General features: G+C 38.2%; 13 protein-coding genes and 2 tRNA genes. 4 read left to right on the plus strand and 11 right to left on the minus strand.

Features of this window, described 5'->3' with window-relative positions:
- Positions 1-27 precede the first annotated feature (27 nt).
- Both AC04QZ_RS20950 and AC04QZ_RS20955 read left to right on the plus strand, forming a co-directional pair.
- Entirely contained in the window at positions 28-810 is a 783-nt protein-coding gene (locus AC04QZ_RS20950) for an SDR family oxidoreductase (protein WP_478359332.1), read from the plus strand.
- A gap of 21 nt (positions 811-831) precedes the next feature.
- A complete protein-coding gene (locus tag AC04QZ_RS20955) occupies positions 832-1155 on the plus strand; it encodes a nuclear transport factor 2 family protein (RefSeq protein WP_478359333.1) in 324 nt (107 codons plus the stop codon).
- An 84-nt stretch (positions 1156-1239) separates the two neighbouring features.
- Here AC04QZ_RS20955 and AC04QZ_RS20960 read toward each other — a convergent pair.
- The 3 genes from AC04QZ_RS20960 to recO form a co-directional block, all read right to left on the minus strand.
- Positions 1240-1314, minus strand: a tRNA-Val gene (locus tag AC04QZ_RS20960).
- A gap of 53 nt (positions 1315-1367) precedes the next feature.
- Positions 1368-1445, minus strand: a tRNA-Val gene (locus tag AC04QZ_RS20965).
- A 93-nt stretch (positions 1446-1538) separates the two neighbouring features.
- Positions 1539-2264, minus strand: a complete 726-nt coding sequence (recO, locus tag AC04QZ_RS20970) for a DNA repair protein RecO (protein WP_478359334.1) — start codon at positions 2262-2264, stop codon at positions 1539-1541.
- A 122-nt stretch (positions 2265-2386) separates the two neighbouring features.
- On the opposite strand from recO, the gene AC04QZ_RS20975 reads away from it, so the two are divergent.
- Complete coding sequence (locus tag AC04QZ_RS20975) at positions 2387-4738, plus strand: efflux RND transporter permease subunit (protein ID WP_478359335.1); 2352 nt, start codon at positions 2387-2389, stop codon at positions 4736-4738.
- Positions 4739-4818: 80 nt separating this feature from the next.
- Here AC04QZ_RS20975 and AC04QZ_RS20980 read toward each other — a convergent pair whose 3' ends face one another.
- From AC04QZ_RS20980 to AC04QZ_RS21015, 8 genes are all read right to left on the minus strand, one after another.
- Positions 4819-6675 carry an STN and carboxypeptidase regulatory-like domain-containing protein gene (locus AC04QZ_RS20980; RefSeq protein ID WP_478359336.1) on the minus strand — a complete coding sequence of 619 codons (1857 nt, stop codon included), beginning with the start codon at positions 6673-6675 and terminating at the stop codon, positions 4819-4821.
- Positions 6676-6681: 6 nt separating this feature from the next.
- Complete coding sequence (locus AC04QZ_RS20985) at positions 6682-7632, minus strand: FecR domain-containing protein (protein WP_478359337.1); 951 nt, start codon at positions 7630-7632, stop codon at positions 6682-6684.
- Between the two features lie 4 nt (positions 7633-7636).
- Positions 7637-8203, minus strand: coding sequence for an RNA polymerase sigma-70 factor (locus AC04QZ_RS20990; protein WP_478359338.1), 567 nt, complete (start codon positions 8201-8203; stop codon positions 7637-7639).
- 48 nt (positions 8204-8251) lie between these two features.
- Positions 8252-9043: an SDR family NAD(P)-dependent oxidoreductase gene (locus AC04QZ_RS20995; protein WP_478359339.1), complete on the minus strand. Its 792-nt coding sequence runs from the start codon at positions 9041-9043 to the stop codon at positions 8252-8254.
- Positions 9044-9203: 160 nt separating this feature from the next.
- Positions 9204-10208 (minus strand): NAD-dependent epimerase/dehydratase family protein, encoded by a 1005-nt coding sequence (locus AC04QZ_RS21000; RefSeq protein ID WP_478359340.1) that lies wholly within the window; start codon positions 10206-10208, stop codon positions 9204-9206.
- Between the two features lies 1 nt (position 10209).
- Positions 10210-10875: a DUF6134 family protein gene (locus tag AC04QZ_RS21005; RefSeq protein ID WP_478359341.1), complete on the minus strand. Its 666-nt coding sequence runs from the start codon at positions 10873-10875 to the stop codon at positions 10210-10212.
- 113 nt (positions 10876-10988) lie between these two features.
- The gene (locus AC04QZ_RS21010; RefSeq protein WP_478359342.1) at positions 10989-11261 is read right to left on the minus strand and encodes an isoleucyl-tRNA synthetase; all 273 of its coding nucleotides are present in this window, start codon (positions 11259-11261) and stop codon (positions 10989-10991) included.
- Positions 11258-11446: a hypothetical protein gene (locus tag AC04QZ_RS21015; protein WP_131031924.1), complete on the minus strand. Its 189-nt coding sequence runs from the start codon at positions 11444-11446 to the stop codon at positions 11258-11260. The genes AC04QZ_RS21010 and AC04QZ_RS21015 overlap by 4 nt, the downstream gene beginning before the upstream one ends.
- 83 nt (positions 11447-11529) lie before the next feature.
- Between AC04QZ_RS21015 and ileS the strand changes: the two genes are divergently transcribed.
- Complete coding sequence (gene ileS, locus AC04QZ_RS21020) at positions 11530-14931, plus strand: isoleucine--tRNA ligase (protein ID WP_478359343.1); 3402 nt, start codon at positions 11530-11532, stop codon at positions 14929-14931.
- Positions 14932-14959 lie beyond the last annotated feature (28 nt).

Here is a 14959-nt window from a genome sequence, read left to right on the forward strand (position 1 = left end):
CAAAGAAATTTAAAAATACTATATAAGATGGATTATCAAAATGAATTATCAGGCAAGATTACCTTAGTAACAGGAGGTACAAAAGGAGCAGGAAAGGCAATAGCGGAAAGGCTGCTGCAAGCAGGCGCAACGGTAATTATTACTGCCAGAAACGCGGCAGAAAAAGAAAACAACAAACTGCATTTTATTCCTTCTGATTTAAGTACGGAAAAAGGAGCACAAAAAGTAGTCAGTGAAGTATTGTCTACTTACGGGAGACTAGACATTCTTGTGAACAACCTCGGTTCTTCAACAACACCAGCTGGTGGCTTCAGCGCGTTAACTGATGAAGACTGGGTATCAACCCTGCAGGCTAATCTGCTTGCTCCTGTTCGCTTAGACAGGGGATTCTTACCACAAATGATAGATCAAAAAAGCGGTATCATTATCCACATCGCTTCAATTCAAGGCAGATTGCCTTTGTATGATTCTACTTTGCCATATGCCGCTGCAAAAGCAGGATTAATAAATTATAGTAAAAGTTTATCAAATGAAGTCATACCTAAAGGTATTCGCGTACTAACTGTTTCGCCGGGATGGATAAATACAACAGCATCGAAAGCCTGGTTGGGCGAGATTGCAAGAAATGCAAATAGTACTGTAGAAGAAGCTCAACAAAGTGTTATGGATGCATTGGGTGGAATACCTTATGGCAGGCCTGCCGAACCGGAAGAAGTAGCTGAATTAGTTGGTTTCCTTGTTTCACCAAGAGCCAGTTATTTAACAGGAACAGAATTTGTAATCGATGGTGGCACAGTACCCACAATTTAATAATCTCTAAAAATAATAACAATGAACTTACCAAAAGTAATAATTGACCTGATAAAAGCACAGAACGAATTTGACAGTGTTGCCTATGCCAATTGTTTTTCAGAAACCGGAGTAATGCTTGATGAAGGTAAGCCCCATAAAGGAAGGGTTGAAATCCAGCATATGATAGAAGAGGCAAACAAAAAATACCAATCAGTGATGAAACCTCTTGAATATACTGAAAATGGTACGACGAGTATCTTATCTGCAGCGTGTTCGGGTACATTTCCCGGAAGCCCGATTACATTAAAATTTCATTTTGATATTATTGATGGACAAATTCAACATTTAAAAGTAACAGATTAAACCATAAAAGAGAGAGTGACTGTTTACTATAAATATTTTAAACGACAAAAGCCATTGGAATCCAATGGCTTTATTTGTCTTTTGTGGGAAATGAGGGGTTCGAACCCCCGACCCCCTCGGTGTAAACGAGGTGCTCTGAACCAGCTGAGCTAATTTCCCTTTTGGGTATTTCAAATTTTTATAAAAAAGCCTTCCAGTTGTACTGAAAGGCTTGGTGGGAAATGAGGGGTTCGAACCCCCGACCCCCTCGGTGTAAACGAGGTGCTCTGAACCAGCTGAGCTAATTTCCCTTTTTATATTTTCAAACTTAATGCCCCATCCTCCGTTTGGGAATGCAAATATAGCGCTATAAAACTGTTCTGCAAATCTTTTTTTCTTTTTTTTCAACTTAACAAAGTTTCGAGGATTTTATGCGATTGTACCACCCCGAACGACGCTGTATGTAAGGTATAGAAAACCAATATCTTATCTAACAAAAAACGCCGTTGTGTATTGCTCATTTTTATTTCAGAAATTTTTTCGAGCGGTGTATGAAAAAGCGAAATAAACCCAAGGGCATCTTCCAACTGGAGGTAATTGGAGTGAATAGGTAACCTGGAAGTAAATTCACCTTCTTGTAAATCGAAATAAATCTGGTCGTTTCTTCTTTTCTCGTTGGGCGAAAAACCTAAAAAACGGGTGAGTTTTAACAAAAATGACAAGTGGAAATTGGGATTAATCTCTTCAATTTCATCAAACCAGACAATCGAATTAAAAATATAATCGAACAAACTCTCATCGGCCGATTGTTGCCTGATGCTTTTATACAATACCTCATTTAAAAAAATAACGATACTGGTTTTAATCATATCATAAGGAATGCTTTTAAAAACCGGCGTTTGCCGAACTTCCGATACCCTTTGAATATTGGTATTTGTTTTATGATAAACCACCATATCCAGCAAATGGAGCGATTGCAGCATGTTCATTTTAATCTTTGCCTTTGGTTTTTTAACACCATTAATGAGGTAAGACTGCATGCCAAATTTATCGGTAAGCACCTGCACCACCACACTACTTTCACTGTAGTTTGTCGTCTTTAAAACAATGCCTCTAACTTTGTGCAACATGCGATTAAAACAATTTTTTCAAAAGTATGTTATTTGTGCAAATTTAATTGTGCAAAAAGTAATCACGTTTTACAAATAAGATTAGTTTTGCCGTTATATTATTATTAAAAACTAAGCTGCACATGTGGGTTAAGCTATCGAGATTTATTCTTCAGAACCGTATCGCAATCATCGTATTTTTCGTATTAGGAACAATTTTTATGGCTTATCAGGCCAAAAATGTAAAACTCTCCTACACCGGGAGCAAAATCCTGCCCGTTACCGATAGCGCATTTGTAAAATATAATGCTTTTAAAAAGACCTTCGGTGAAGATGGGAGTGTGATGGTGGTAGGTATACAATCGCCTGATATTTTTAAAAAAGAAGTGTACAACCAATGGGTTCAGCTTTCTAACGATATCCAGAAGTTAAAAGGCATTAAGCAGGTTTTATCATCAGGAAGGATTTTTCAACTGGAAAAAGATACGGTGAACCAAAAATTTGTTTTAAAGCCCTTACCTGGTGGTTTGGTTAAAACCGATGCCGAGATGGATTCAATCAAGAATACCATTTATAGCAATCCTTTTTTCGAAGGACTGGTTTACAACCGTCAGAATGCAACTTTAATGGCCATTACTTTCGACACGAAAATATTAAACACTGCCGAACGTAATCCTATCTTAAAAGAAATTGAGGCTAAGGCAAAAGCTTTTCAAACGGCAACAAAAATTCAGGTGCATATTTCAGGCCTGCCTTATATCCGCACCGCAGTAAGTAAACTGGTCAGTAACGAATTTGTACTGTTTTTAGGTTTATCGATCCTGGTTTCTGCACTAATTTTATTGTTTTTCTTCAAGAAATTTTACGCAGTGTTCTTCCCCATTTTAGTAGTGGTAATGGGTGTAATCTGGAGTATCGGCACACTGGTGTTATTTGGTTTTGAACTGACCATTTTAACAGGATTGATTCCACCGCTTATTGTAATTATTGGTATCCCTAACAGTATTTTATTGTTGAATAAATACCAGAATGAACTTAGAAAAGACGGCGATAAACAGCGTGCCTTAAGCGTAACCATAGAAAGAATTGCCATTACCACGCTAATTGCGAATATTACTGCAGCTATCGGATTTGGCGTGTTGTACTTTACCGGAAGTGAACTTTTGATGCAATTTGGCAGCGTGGCCTCCATTAATGTAATGGTTACCTGGTTAATGTGTTTATGTTTAATCCCGATTATCTTTAGCTACTTACCAGCACCAAAACTTAAAGCACAAACACATGTTGAGGAAGGATTTTTACACAAGTTACTGGTTAAAACCGATACACTTGTTCAACACAAAAGTGGCTTGATTTATATCGGAACAATTATTATCTCCATCATTGCCTTTATTGGGGTAATGAAAATTAATGTGAATGGCTACGTGGTTGATGACCTGCCTAAAAATTCAGAGATTTTAACAGATTTAAAATTCTTTGAGAAAAATTTTGAAGGCATTTTACCGCTGGAAGTTAGTGTTGATACCAAGAAAAAGAATGGTGTTTTCAATTTAACCAACCTGAAAAGAATGGAGAAACTGGAAAAAATGATTTCTTCCTATCCTGAATTTTCGCGTTCTATTTCGGTAAATATGGGTCTGAAATATGCTACACAGGCCTTCTACAATAATGACTCTACCTTTTTCCGTTTACCGGATAATTTAGAAAAGAATTTTATTCTGGCCTACATTGCCAACGGCGGCAAGGGAAATGCAAATCTGTTAACCAACTTCATCAGCAAAGGAAACCAGAGTACAAGGATCAGTTTTCAAATGGCTGATGTTGGCTCCAAACGTTTGGATGCAATTATGCTCGAGTTAAAACCGCGTATTGACAGCATTTTACCTCCATCTAAGTTTGATGTAGAACTGACCGGATCGAGCATTATTTTTTCTAAAGGAACCGATTATATGTTAAGGCATTTGGTGGAAAGTATTGCACTTGCCATCGTATTGATTTCTCTTTTAAGGCTTGCCCAATTTAAGAGTTTGGGTATTATGTTCATTTCGCTGTTGCCCAACATTGTTCCTTTAATTATTACCGCGGGGATTATGGGTTATTTTGGAATTTCCCTAAAACCTTCAACCATATTAATTTTCACCATTGCCTTTGGTTTAGCTTCCGATCAAACTATTTATTTCTTAACGCGTTATCAGCAGGAATTAAACCTGACCAATTTCAGCGTACCGAAAGTGATTACCGATACCATTACCGAAACAGGTGTGAGCATGACGCACATTGCTTTAATTTTATTCTTTGGCTTCGGAATTTTTACGGCTTCTACTTTCGGAGGAACGGTAGTACTAGGCTTACTCCTATCCATCACCTTATTGGTCGCCTTAATTTTCAATTTAACTTTATTGCCAGCACTGGTATTGTGGTTAGATAAAAAGAAGGTAAGGAAACTGGTATCTGATGAAGAATCAGCCAGGAATGCAGGTGAGTTTGACCATTAAACAGTTAGGAGTACTGACTGCCTAATCTAAAACAAAATAAATATCATTTAATAGCCTTGGGTTTAAACCCAAGGCTATTTTTATAAAATGACCAACCCAACATTCCACCCCAACCAACCGGTATATCTCGAATTGTTAAAAGAGAAATCTTGATGTTTTTCCTGCAATAAACCAAATCCACCGATCCTGGTGTTTTGTTTAGTGTAATAAATATTAACCGATGGACCGCCCTGTATGGCCAGCCATTTATTTAACCGGATGTTTATCGGCAGCTCAAATTTATTCAGCAAATTGAGGTAATCCCAACTGCCTTGATATACATATTGAGAACTTATTTCAGGATTTAGGGAAACACTTCCAAACAATCTGATTTCCTTGCCAAAACCCAAGCCGCCGGTATATGCTTTTTCAGCAGATTTTTTGTTAGTGCCAAACATCAGCATATTGTATAAACGATTACTTCCACCTTTATATGCCACATTATAAGTTGTGCTTTCATTGGTACTGAAACTAAATTTATGATAACCTTTTAATGCAACATTGATGAGTCCGATTGAATAGCCGTCATTTTCATTCGAAACATTTAGTATCCCAAGTTGAATGCCTTTTAAGTTTTTGGCATAATTAATCGCTCCAACCTGAAATCCGCTCGCAGTTTGTGAAGTAAAATTGGCGAGTACAGCAAGATTTAATCCACTGGTTTCATGGTTGATATTAGCAATACCGCCAATCTGTATTCCACTGGTTCTACCGTTTACAATGTTTCCTCCAACTCCTATTTGCACACCTTTTGTCTCTTTGTCAACCAGGTTAAAAGCGCCGACCTGAATACCTTTTAAAGTATCGCCTATGATATTAATCCCAGCAGAAAACTGTGCGCCATTAAAACTATTTTTAATCGAATTCCCAATGCCACCAACTTGAACCCCTCTAAAGTTTTTGCCGATACGGTTAAACCCAGTTGCAACTTGTAGCGCTTCGGCACCGCCCTTTACATCGTTAAATAAACCTGCAATCTGAACACCCTTAACGTTTCCACCAACTAAATTAAATGCTCCTCCAAACTGAAAATACCGTACATTACTTTTATTAATATTAAAAATAAAACCAATTTCACCTCCATCTACTCCTGCGCTATAAGCCCCTATAACATTAAGCGAAAATTTGTTCACCACCTGCCCACTCAACGAACCATGAGAGTTTAAACCTGGAATAAGTGAAAATTGAAAGGGAGCCTTTGAAATAAAACCACCGATATTGATTGACTGGATTTTTTGTTGAGCCGTAACCAGTGTATTACCCAACCATGTTTTTTCTACATCATCTAAATTTCCGCTGATAAATCTTTCTGCTGGATTTTCCTTTCTATTCGTAATATTCACCTCTGCCAGAAAATGGGTAACCGTAGATTTATAGTTCTCCTTGCTTACGGTTAATGATATGGGTTGCGTGATATTTTTTAACCGCATGGAAAAATAACCGTTTCCATCCGATATTTCAGAAACCAACAGGTTTCGTTCATAAATACTGGCGTCTTGAATAGGTTTATTGGTCCGTTTGTCTACTACCTGGCCTGTAATGGTATAAAGCTCGGGGCTACCCACTGATTCATTCACCAATAAAAGCAATTCGAGCGGTGCATACCTGATAATTACAAAATTACCCGATTGACGATATTCGAACCTATGGTTTAATATTTTGTCCAGTGTTTCGGCAATAGTCAGGTTATTTTCATGAATACTAATCAAACTGTCAACCGGCAATATATTGCTGTTATAAGAAAACCTGAAGCCGCCTTTCTTTTCTATCATTGCCAATACGGAACTTAATTTTTGTTGCTCGATATTGAGGCTGATGTTTCTGGATAAATTCGACTGGGCCCGTACTAATGAACAGAAAATAAAGAGAAAAAGAACAGTAATTTTGAGCGTACGCATTGGTTCTTATTTAAGTTTGATCACATCCTGCCCATACTCTACCCTTATTTTAAAAGTCTCGGCAATTACATTCAGGATTTCTTTAAGCGATTCGCTTTTAAAGGTTGTGCTGATTGGGAGTGCCTTTAATGCAGGATTTACGATAACAATATTGGATTTAAATTTTTCATTGAGCACTTCAACTAGATCGCGAAGCGGTGTTCCATCGCAAACCAGTTCGTTTGTATAATAGTAATTGTACAACTTGCCCTGATTTTCACCCTTTGATAGATGGGCTTGATTTTGACTCACTTCTACTTTTTCGCCGGCAGTTAAACGCACACTATCATTTCGGTTGTTTACCTTAACGATTCCACTTTCTACAATTACCACAACGGCTGTTCCATCACTTTTCACATTAAAGGCCGTGCCTACAACAGTGACCCGCACATCATTAACACTAATAATAAATGGTTTCGACTTATTGGCGCTGACTTTAAAAAAGGCTTCTCCCTTTAGTTTAACATTACGGGTTTTATTAAAAAATCCCCCTACAAAAGAAAGTTCAGATTGTTTATTCAGGATTGCTGTAGAACCGTCAGGAAATGTTTGTGTTAAAGTGCTTTCGCCGCTATTTACATTTATTTTATGGCCAATTAAATTATTGTAAAAGAATAAACCCGCACTCAAAACAATTGCGACAATGGCTACCCAACGTAAAACGAATTTATAGCTGAACGTTTTTTTCTCGTGCTGTAAACGAATATTCAACCTTTCTAAAGCCTGGTGTTCATCAATTTCGGGATCAATCTGCAGTTTACTTTTCTCCAGTATTGTCCTGAAATCTTCTAACTGTTTATAGTGATCAGGGTTTGATGCTGCCCATGCTTCAACCTGCTCACCTTCGGCCACAGTGGCCTCTCCAAGCAAGTATTTTGCCAGCAAATCATCGTTAATATGTGTATAGTTTTTATCCATAAGCTTATTTCAATAAAATAAAAATGAGGATCAGGAAATCGACCACCCTAAGGCGTAAAATTTTTAGCGCCTTTCCCATCTGGTTTTCTACCGTTTTGATCGAAATATTTAGTGCATCGGCAATTTCCTGATATTTCATCTGGTCGAACCTGCTCAACTGAAACACATTCCTGCATTTTTCGGGCAGCTCGTTTATTGCCGAATGGATATTCTTTTCCAGTTCTGTTGCCATGATCTCTGTATTTAAATTCCCTGTATCGTTTTTCACTGCATCGGCATAATGAATGTTAAAATTCGATCTCACTTTTTGATGTTTCAAGTAATTTAGGCTTTCGTTGTGTACTGAACGATAGAGAAATGATTTCAAAAACCCATCTGTTTTAAGTTGCTCTCTTTTTGTCCAGATGCGCACAAACACATTCTGAACAATTTCTTCTGCATCATCTTTTTCTTTAATTATGGTAAAAGCATAGGCATGCAAACTCTTGAAATGTTTTAAAAACACTTCGTCGAAAGCCTGCTTATTGCCGCTTTTAATTAATCCGATCAGATGGGTATCCTTACTTTCCATAAAGCTAAATCTGCAAAGTTTTAAAACCTCACAGATTCGGTTTAAAATCTAAGTTGTTAAAATCGATTTCAATTTACGCCTAATTATAATTTCTTTTAAAAAGCCTGGCATAATTTTATCCAACACCATTAAAAAGCGGTTGGCAAAACCTGGTATAATTTCTTTCTTCCCTTTCAGCATACCATCTATTGCTGTTTTGGCCACATAATCGGCCTCTAAAATAGTGGCTTTGGCAAAACCTTTCAACTCATTGTTCATCACCAATAATTCTGGCTTGGTGTTTATGCCTCCCGGACTAAGTAAACTGATATGCACATTTGTACCGCTTAATTCGAGCTGCAAACAACGGGTAAAATAACCGATAAAAGATTTGGTTGCGCCGTACACCTGCTTTTTCGGAACAATAAAATGCCCTCCTAAACTGCCCACATTTAAAATATAGCTGGCCATACTTTTATCAATATGATTTAAAAATAACCGTGTAAGCAACACCGTATTGGTAATGTTAAGGTCGATCTGTGTTCTATAAAAATCGACATTTTTATCTTCAAACCAACTCCAGTTCCCTAAACCCGCATTATTGATCAAAACATTAACCTCAATTTTATGCGCTTTTAGCTTCTCGAATATTTCGCTGGCGGAAGTACTTTTGGTTAAATCCATTTCAATACAGCATACCTTGCTGTTAAAGTTTACTCGAAGGTAATTCGCTAAATGTTCCAATCCACTATTCGGCAGCGAAACCAACACCAAACCTAGCCCGCGTTTGGCCGATTCGATGGCAAAAGATTTACCCAAACCTTCACTTGCACCCGTAATCAATACTGTTAATTGTTTCATTTTATATCCATTTATAGCGGTTATTTTTTTATTTTATATATCGTCCTCGTTTGTAACGAGGACGTACGTGAATGTCGATTGCATCGACTTTCGAGCCTTACCACCACATTACAAATGTGAACCTCTATCATCCTCGTTGCAAACGAGGACGATGGTTTAATTAATTACTTTGAAAATGGTTCACAGTCTTCCATAGTCCGATAGCAAAAGGCGTTATCCGGTAATTTAATTCGGCAATGGCTTTATTGCTTGAATATTGCTGGTTGCATTTCAACCTATCGGCAAACTCAGGCAGGAAAAATGGGCTAAGATTAAAAATCCTCGATTTTAAAGATTCCAGTACACTGTAAGCTTTAATGATGTTCACCGGAATTTTATACAGACTTCTTTTTTTGCCCGTGATTTGTCTTAAGGTACTGAAGAACCCGTTAAATGACACATCAACCCCACCCAAAATATACCGTTCGCCATTCCTGCCATGCTGCATGGCTGCAATATGCCCATCTACGACATCATCAACAAAAGCATAGTTGGCAATTGCTTTTCCATCACCCGGAATAAAATGCCAGGTACCCTTTAGATAACCCGTGACCATTTTACTCACTGTATTGCTATCGGTAATTGGTCCATCTCCATATACCCTTGATGGGTTTACAATCACCACTTCCAGCCCTTTTTTTACAAATTCCTTAACTTCTAATTCGGCCAGGTATTTTGTGCGTTCGTAACTGATCGGAAAGCCAACAGCCCTTGGGTCGTTCTCCGAAACCGGCAAATTTAATGTCGGCCCCCACACCCCACAGGTTGAAGTATGCACAACCTTTTCTACGCCCAGTTTTAATGCGCAATTGAGTACATTTCTAGTCCCGGTTACATTAATATCATAAAAATCCTGCTCGTTTCTGCACCACATTTTGGCCATCGCAGCAGTATGGTAAACCTGGTAACATTCTTTCATGGCATTTTCTAAACTTTCAGGATCTAAAACATCACCTCTAACAAACTGGATATTGCGGTGCCGGATAAGAAAAGGATGATTCACATCCCTACAGAGGGCCACTACATCGTAACCCATTTCTGCCAATGCAAAACTTAATTTCCGGCCGATAAAGCCTGATGCCCCTGTAACCAAAACCCTCAGGTATTTATTTGCTACTGTTTCCATATTAAACCCTTTCCATCCTAATGGTGTACAATGAATGATTTACCACAACCAGTTTGCATATTCCATTTTCGAAGTGGTAATCGTTATAATTTCCATCGGGAAGATTAATCCTGTACTGATGTGCGCCACTTTTTTGAATGGGGATAAAACATTGAAAATTATCAGAATATATTTCGGGAATATTTACAGGCTCTTTGATGTACAAAAGCATCATGTTATAACTGATTGGCTGGTTTATCGTGCTGATTTTATCACCTGTTCTGAGCTGATAAACATTATTGATCCAGCTTGTTTTCCTGGCCTCTTTGGCATTACCATTTACTACTCTGTTTACATTTGAAGTGAGTAACTTTCCATTTTTAAAATGCGCTACATCTTCCGTTTCTACATCGATTTTAAAAACGAAACGGGTCTGCACCTTTGAGGTGATTTTTAAATAAACATTATCACCCTCATCTTTTTGATGAAAATAAAGCTGACCAATTACTTCGCCATTGCGCTTGATATTAAATTTACGCTGCTGTGCAAACGCCGATGAAAACGAACAGATGAGAAAAAGCACCAAAGCAATGCTTTTTGGATTGATTGGACTTTTGGATGAGAAGGTTTTGTAGGTTTTTGGAGCAAGATATTTCTTGCAGAGCCAAATAATTAATGCAGGAATCATAGTATCTCTATTTGTTAATTTAGAGCTAATACAACTCATAAGAGATTTACCCCTACGTGGATTTTTATTTTTTATTGCCTTGGGTTTAAATCCAAGGCAATGAGGATGAGGTTTTATTCAGTTGCAGGTTTTTTCTCCTCCTCATCTACCGGAACCTCAACGGTTGGATCGGTAATGATTTCGGCATTGCCATCGTTATCTTTCTTGGCAAATAAAATCGGATATAACAGCCACAACGCACCAATAATGATGAGTACGCCCGCCAACATTTGAAAATAGATACTTCCTTTTACTTCGTAAGCATCTAAAATTTTATAGGCGACAAAAGAAAGTACGCCAGCGATGAGTACGAAAACGGCCTTCTGCAATTTTAAGAGCTTGATCATGGGTTCTTTCTTTTTAGTGTTACAATATGGATTAAAACAAAAATAAGCCCAATTAGTTCGAGCAAGCCACAGAAATAAAAAGCATAAAGTACAAAATCCCGGTCTGACGGATTTATTACCGCAACAATTGGCAAGGCAATTACGGCAACAATCATCAGTGTAAGCCCGATATTAAATAATTTCACGTTAAAAGTATTTACATCAAAACTACCAAAATTCAGTCAATTCTGTTAACTTTGCAACCTTAATTTTTTGAGGTACTTGATTGATGTATAGCGAATTTAAACAATTGGAACTTGCCAAAATAGGGCAAGAAATACTGGATTTTTGGAAAAAGGAAAATATCTTTGAAAAAAGTATTTCTTCCCGCCCTAAATCTAATCCGTTTACTTTTTACGAAGGACCACCGTCTGCCAATGGCATGCCGGGAATCCACCACGTAATGGCGCGTGCAATTAAGGATATTTTTTGCCGCTATAAAACTTTAAAGGGCTACCAGGTTAAACGTAAAGGTGGTTGGGATACACATGGTCTTCCGATTGAGCTTGCTGTTGAGAAAAAACTGGGTATTACCAAAGAAGATATCGGTAAAAAAATCAGTGTTGATGAATACAATGCAGCCTGCCGTACTGAAGTGATGCGTTATACGGATGTTTGGAACGACCTTACCGAGAAAATGGGTTATTGGGTTGATCTGGAAAATCCTTACATCACTTACGAAAACGAATACATCGAAACGCTGTGGTGGATCTTAAAACAACTTTACGACAAAGGATTTTTATATAAAGGTTATACGGTTCAACCCTATTCGCCTGCTGCAGGAACAGGTTTAAGCTCGCACGAGTTAAACCAGCCGGGCACCTATAAAGATGTAAGTGATACCACTATCGTTGCCCAGTTTAAAGCCATTAATGAAACTTTACCTGATGCCCTAAAAACATTTGGTACAGTTCACTTTTTAGCCTGGACGACTACCCCATGGACTTTGCCAAGTAATACGGCATTAACCGTAGGACCGAAAATCGATTACGTATTGGTTAAAACTTTTAATCAATATACTTTTGAGCCGATCCAGGTTATTTTAGCCAAAGCACTTGTAGGCAAACAGTTTGCAGGCAAATACTTTTTAGCGGAAAGTGATGAAGATTTAAACAATTTTAAAGCGGAAGACAAGAAAATCCCTTATACCATTTTAGGGGAGTTTGTTGGTGCAGACCTGGTTGGCATTAAGTATGAACAACTATTACCTTATGCACTTCCTTATCAAAACCCGGAGAATGCCTTTAGGGTAATATCGGGAGACTTTGTAACTACCGAGGATGGTACAGGGATCGTACACACTGCGCCAACTTTTGGTGCCGATGATGCAAGAGTGGCCAAATTGGCTACACCTGAAGTACCACCAATGCTGGTTTTGGATGATAAAGGAAATGCAGTTCCTTTGGTTGATTTACAGGGGAAATTTATCGCTTCTTTAGGTGGTAATTATGGTGGCAAATACGTTAAAAACGAATATTATAAAGATGGCGAAGCACCAGATAAATCTGTTGATGTTGAATTGGCCATCCAGTTAAAAGAAGAGAACAAGGCCTTTAAGGTTGAAAAATACGTACACACCTATCCACATTGCTGGAGAACAGACAAACCGGTTTTATATTATCCGTTAGACAGCTGGTTTATCAAAACTACTGCGGTTAAAGATAAAATGGTGGAATTGAATAAAACCATCAACTGGAAACCTGAATCGACAGGAATAGGCCGTTTTGGCAACTGGTTAGAGAACCTGGTGGATTGGAATTTATCGCGTTCACGCTACTGGGGAACTCCATTACCGATCTGGCGTACTGCCGATGGAACGGAAGAAAAATGTATCGGCTCTATCGCTGACCTGAATGCAGAGATTGCAAAATCGATCGAAGCAGGTTTTATGCCTGCAGGTTTCGAACTGAAAGACATGCACCGCCCTTATGTTGATGATGTGATTTTAACTTCATCAAAAGGTGAAAAAATGACCCGCGAAACCGATCTGATTGATGTTTGGTTTGATAGCGGTGCCATGCCTTATGCACAATGGCACTTCCCTTTTGAGAATAAAGAGGAGTTTGAAAATGCTTATGCTGCCGATTTTATTGCAGAAGGTGTTGATCAGACCCGTGGCTGGTTCTTTACCCTGCACGCTATCGCTGTGATGCTTAGTGAGGCCAGTGATGAAATTAAAGCGGTAAATGCTAAAGTGGGCAACCCTGGTGTAGCTTTTAAAAACGTAGTTTCGAACGGATTGGTATTGGATAAAAACGGCAACAAAATGTCTAAACGTTTAGGCAATGCAGTTGATCCTTTCAGCACCATCGAAACTTACAGTGCCGACGCTACCCGTTGGTACATGATCAGCAATGCATCGCCATGGGATAACCTTAAATTTAGTTTAGAGGGCTTAGATGAGGTGCGCCGTAAATTCTTCGGAACACTTTACAACACCTATGCTTTCTTTGCCCTGTATGCCAATATCGATAAATTCGAAATCGATAAAAATAATTTAAGCAAAGTTGAAGACAGAACGGAATTAGACCGCTGGATTTTATCGTTGTTGCAGAATTTAATCAGCGAAGTTGATGAAAGCTACAACACTTACGAGCCAACTAAAGCTACACGTGCCATCCAAACCTTTGTTGATGAGCATTTGAGTAACTGGTACATCAGGTTAAGTCGTCGCCGTTTCTGGAAAGGCGAAATGACTGATGATAAACGTGCCGCTTACGAAACACTTTATACCTGTTTAGAAAACTTGGCGCAATTGATGAGTCCGGTTGCACCTTTCTTTGCCGATTGGTTGTACAGAAACTTAACCGTAACGGATGCTTACGCAGAAGAATCGGTTCACTTAACCTTGTGGAAAGAAGCTGATCAAAGTTTAATCGACAATGCACTAAACGAAAGAATGGTTTATGCCCAGGATATCTCTTCAATGGTTTTATCGTTGCGTAAAAAATCGAGCATTAATGTACGTCAGCCTTTAGAAAAAATCTTAATCCCTTCTTTAAATCGCGATTTCGAACAAAAAATCTCAAAGGTTGCCGATTATATCCTTTCTGAAACGAATGTAAAACATATCGAATTCATTACCGATACACATGGCATCGTAAAGAAAAAACTGAAGCCGAACTTTAAATCGTTGGGTAAAAAAGTGGGCAAGGATATGAGCATCGTGAAAGAGGCTTTAGAGAACATGAATCAGGATGATATCCAGCGTTTAGAACTTGATGGTTACATTAATGTTTTCGGCAGCAACAACATTCAGCATGCGATCGATTTAAATGATGATGTAGAAGTTTTTGCTGAAGATATTCCGGGATGGCAGGTAACCAACCTGGGCAACTTAACCGTGGCTTTGGATGTTACCATATCTGAAGAGTTAAAGCAAGAAGGAATTTCGCGCGAACTGGTTAACCGCATCCAAAATTTACGAAAAGAATTAAACTTTGAGGTAACCGATAGGATTAAAGTTTCGTTACAAAATGATAACTTGGTGGCCAGCGCAGTTGCTAAAAACAAGGATTACATTTGCGCGGAAATATTAGCCGACGAATTTGAATTAACAGATACTGTAAATAATGCAAACAAAATCGTTATCGACGATGTTGAGTTAAGCATTTCAGTAACTAAAATATAAATCCATATATTAGAAAATTAGAAAACGA

Source organism: Pedobacter folensis (assembly GCF_056490665.1).

Excerpts from the sequence above, each read along its gene's own strand:
- AC04QZ_RS20985 (WP_478359337.1), bottom strand. The coding sequence starts at position 7,632 with ATGGATAAAAACTATACACATATTAACGATGATTTGCTGGCAAAATAC.
- AC04QZ_RS20990 (WP_478359338.1), bottom strand. The coding sequence starts at position 8,203 with ATGGAAAGTAAGGATACCCATCTGATCGGATTAATTAAAAGCGGCAAT.
- AC04QZ_RS21005 (WP_478359341.1), bottom strand. The coding sequence starts at position 10,875 with ATGATTCCTGCATTAATTATTTGGCTCTGCAAGAAATATCTTGCTCCA.
- AC04QZ_RS20955 (WP_478359333.1), top strand. The coding sequence starts at position 832 with ATGAACTTACCAAAAGTAATAATTGACCTGATAAAAGCACAGAACGAA.
- AC04QZ_RS21000 (WP_478359340.1), bottom strand. The coding sequence starts at position 10,208 with ATGGAAACAGTAGCAAATAAATACCTGAGGGTTTTGGTTACAGGGGCA.
- AC04QZ_RS20995 (WP_478359339.1), bottom strand. The coding sequence starts at position 9,043 with ATGAAACAATTAACAGTATTGATTACGGGTGCAAGTGAAGGTTTGGGT.
- AC04QZ_RS21010 (WP_478359342.1), bottom strand. The coding sequence starts at position 11,261 with ATGATCAAGCTCTTAAAATTGCAGAAGGCCGTTTTCGTACTCATCGCT.
- AC04QZ_RS20980 (WP_478359336.1), bottom strand. The coding sequence starts at position 6,675 with ATGCGTACGCTCAAAATTACTGTTCTTTTTCTCTTTATTTTCTGTTCA.
- AC04QZ_RS20975 (WP_478359335.1), top strand. The coding sequence starts at position 2,387 with ATGTGGGTTAAGCTATCGAGATTTATTCTTCAGAACCGTATCGCAATC.
- AC04QZ_RS20950 (WP_478359332.1), top strand. The coding sequence starts at position 28 with ATGGATTATCAAAATGAATTATCAGGCAAGATTACCTTAGTAACAGGA.
- ileS (WP_478359343.1), top strand. The coding sequence starts at position 11,530 with ATGTATAGCGAATTTAAACAATTGGAACTTGCCAAAATAGGGCAAGAA.
- recO (WP_478359334.1), bottom strand. The coding sequence starts at position 2,264 with ATGTTGCACAAAGTTAGAGGCATTGTTTTAAAGACGACAAACTACAGT.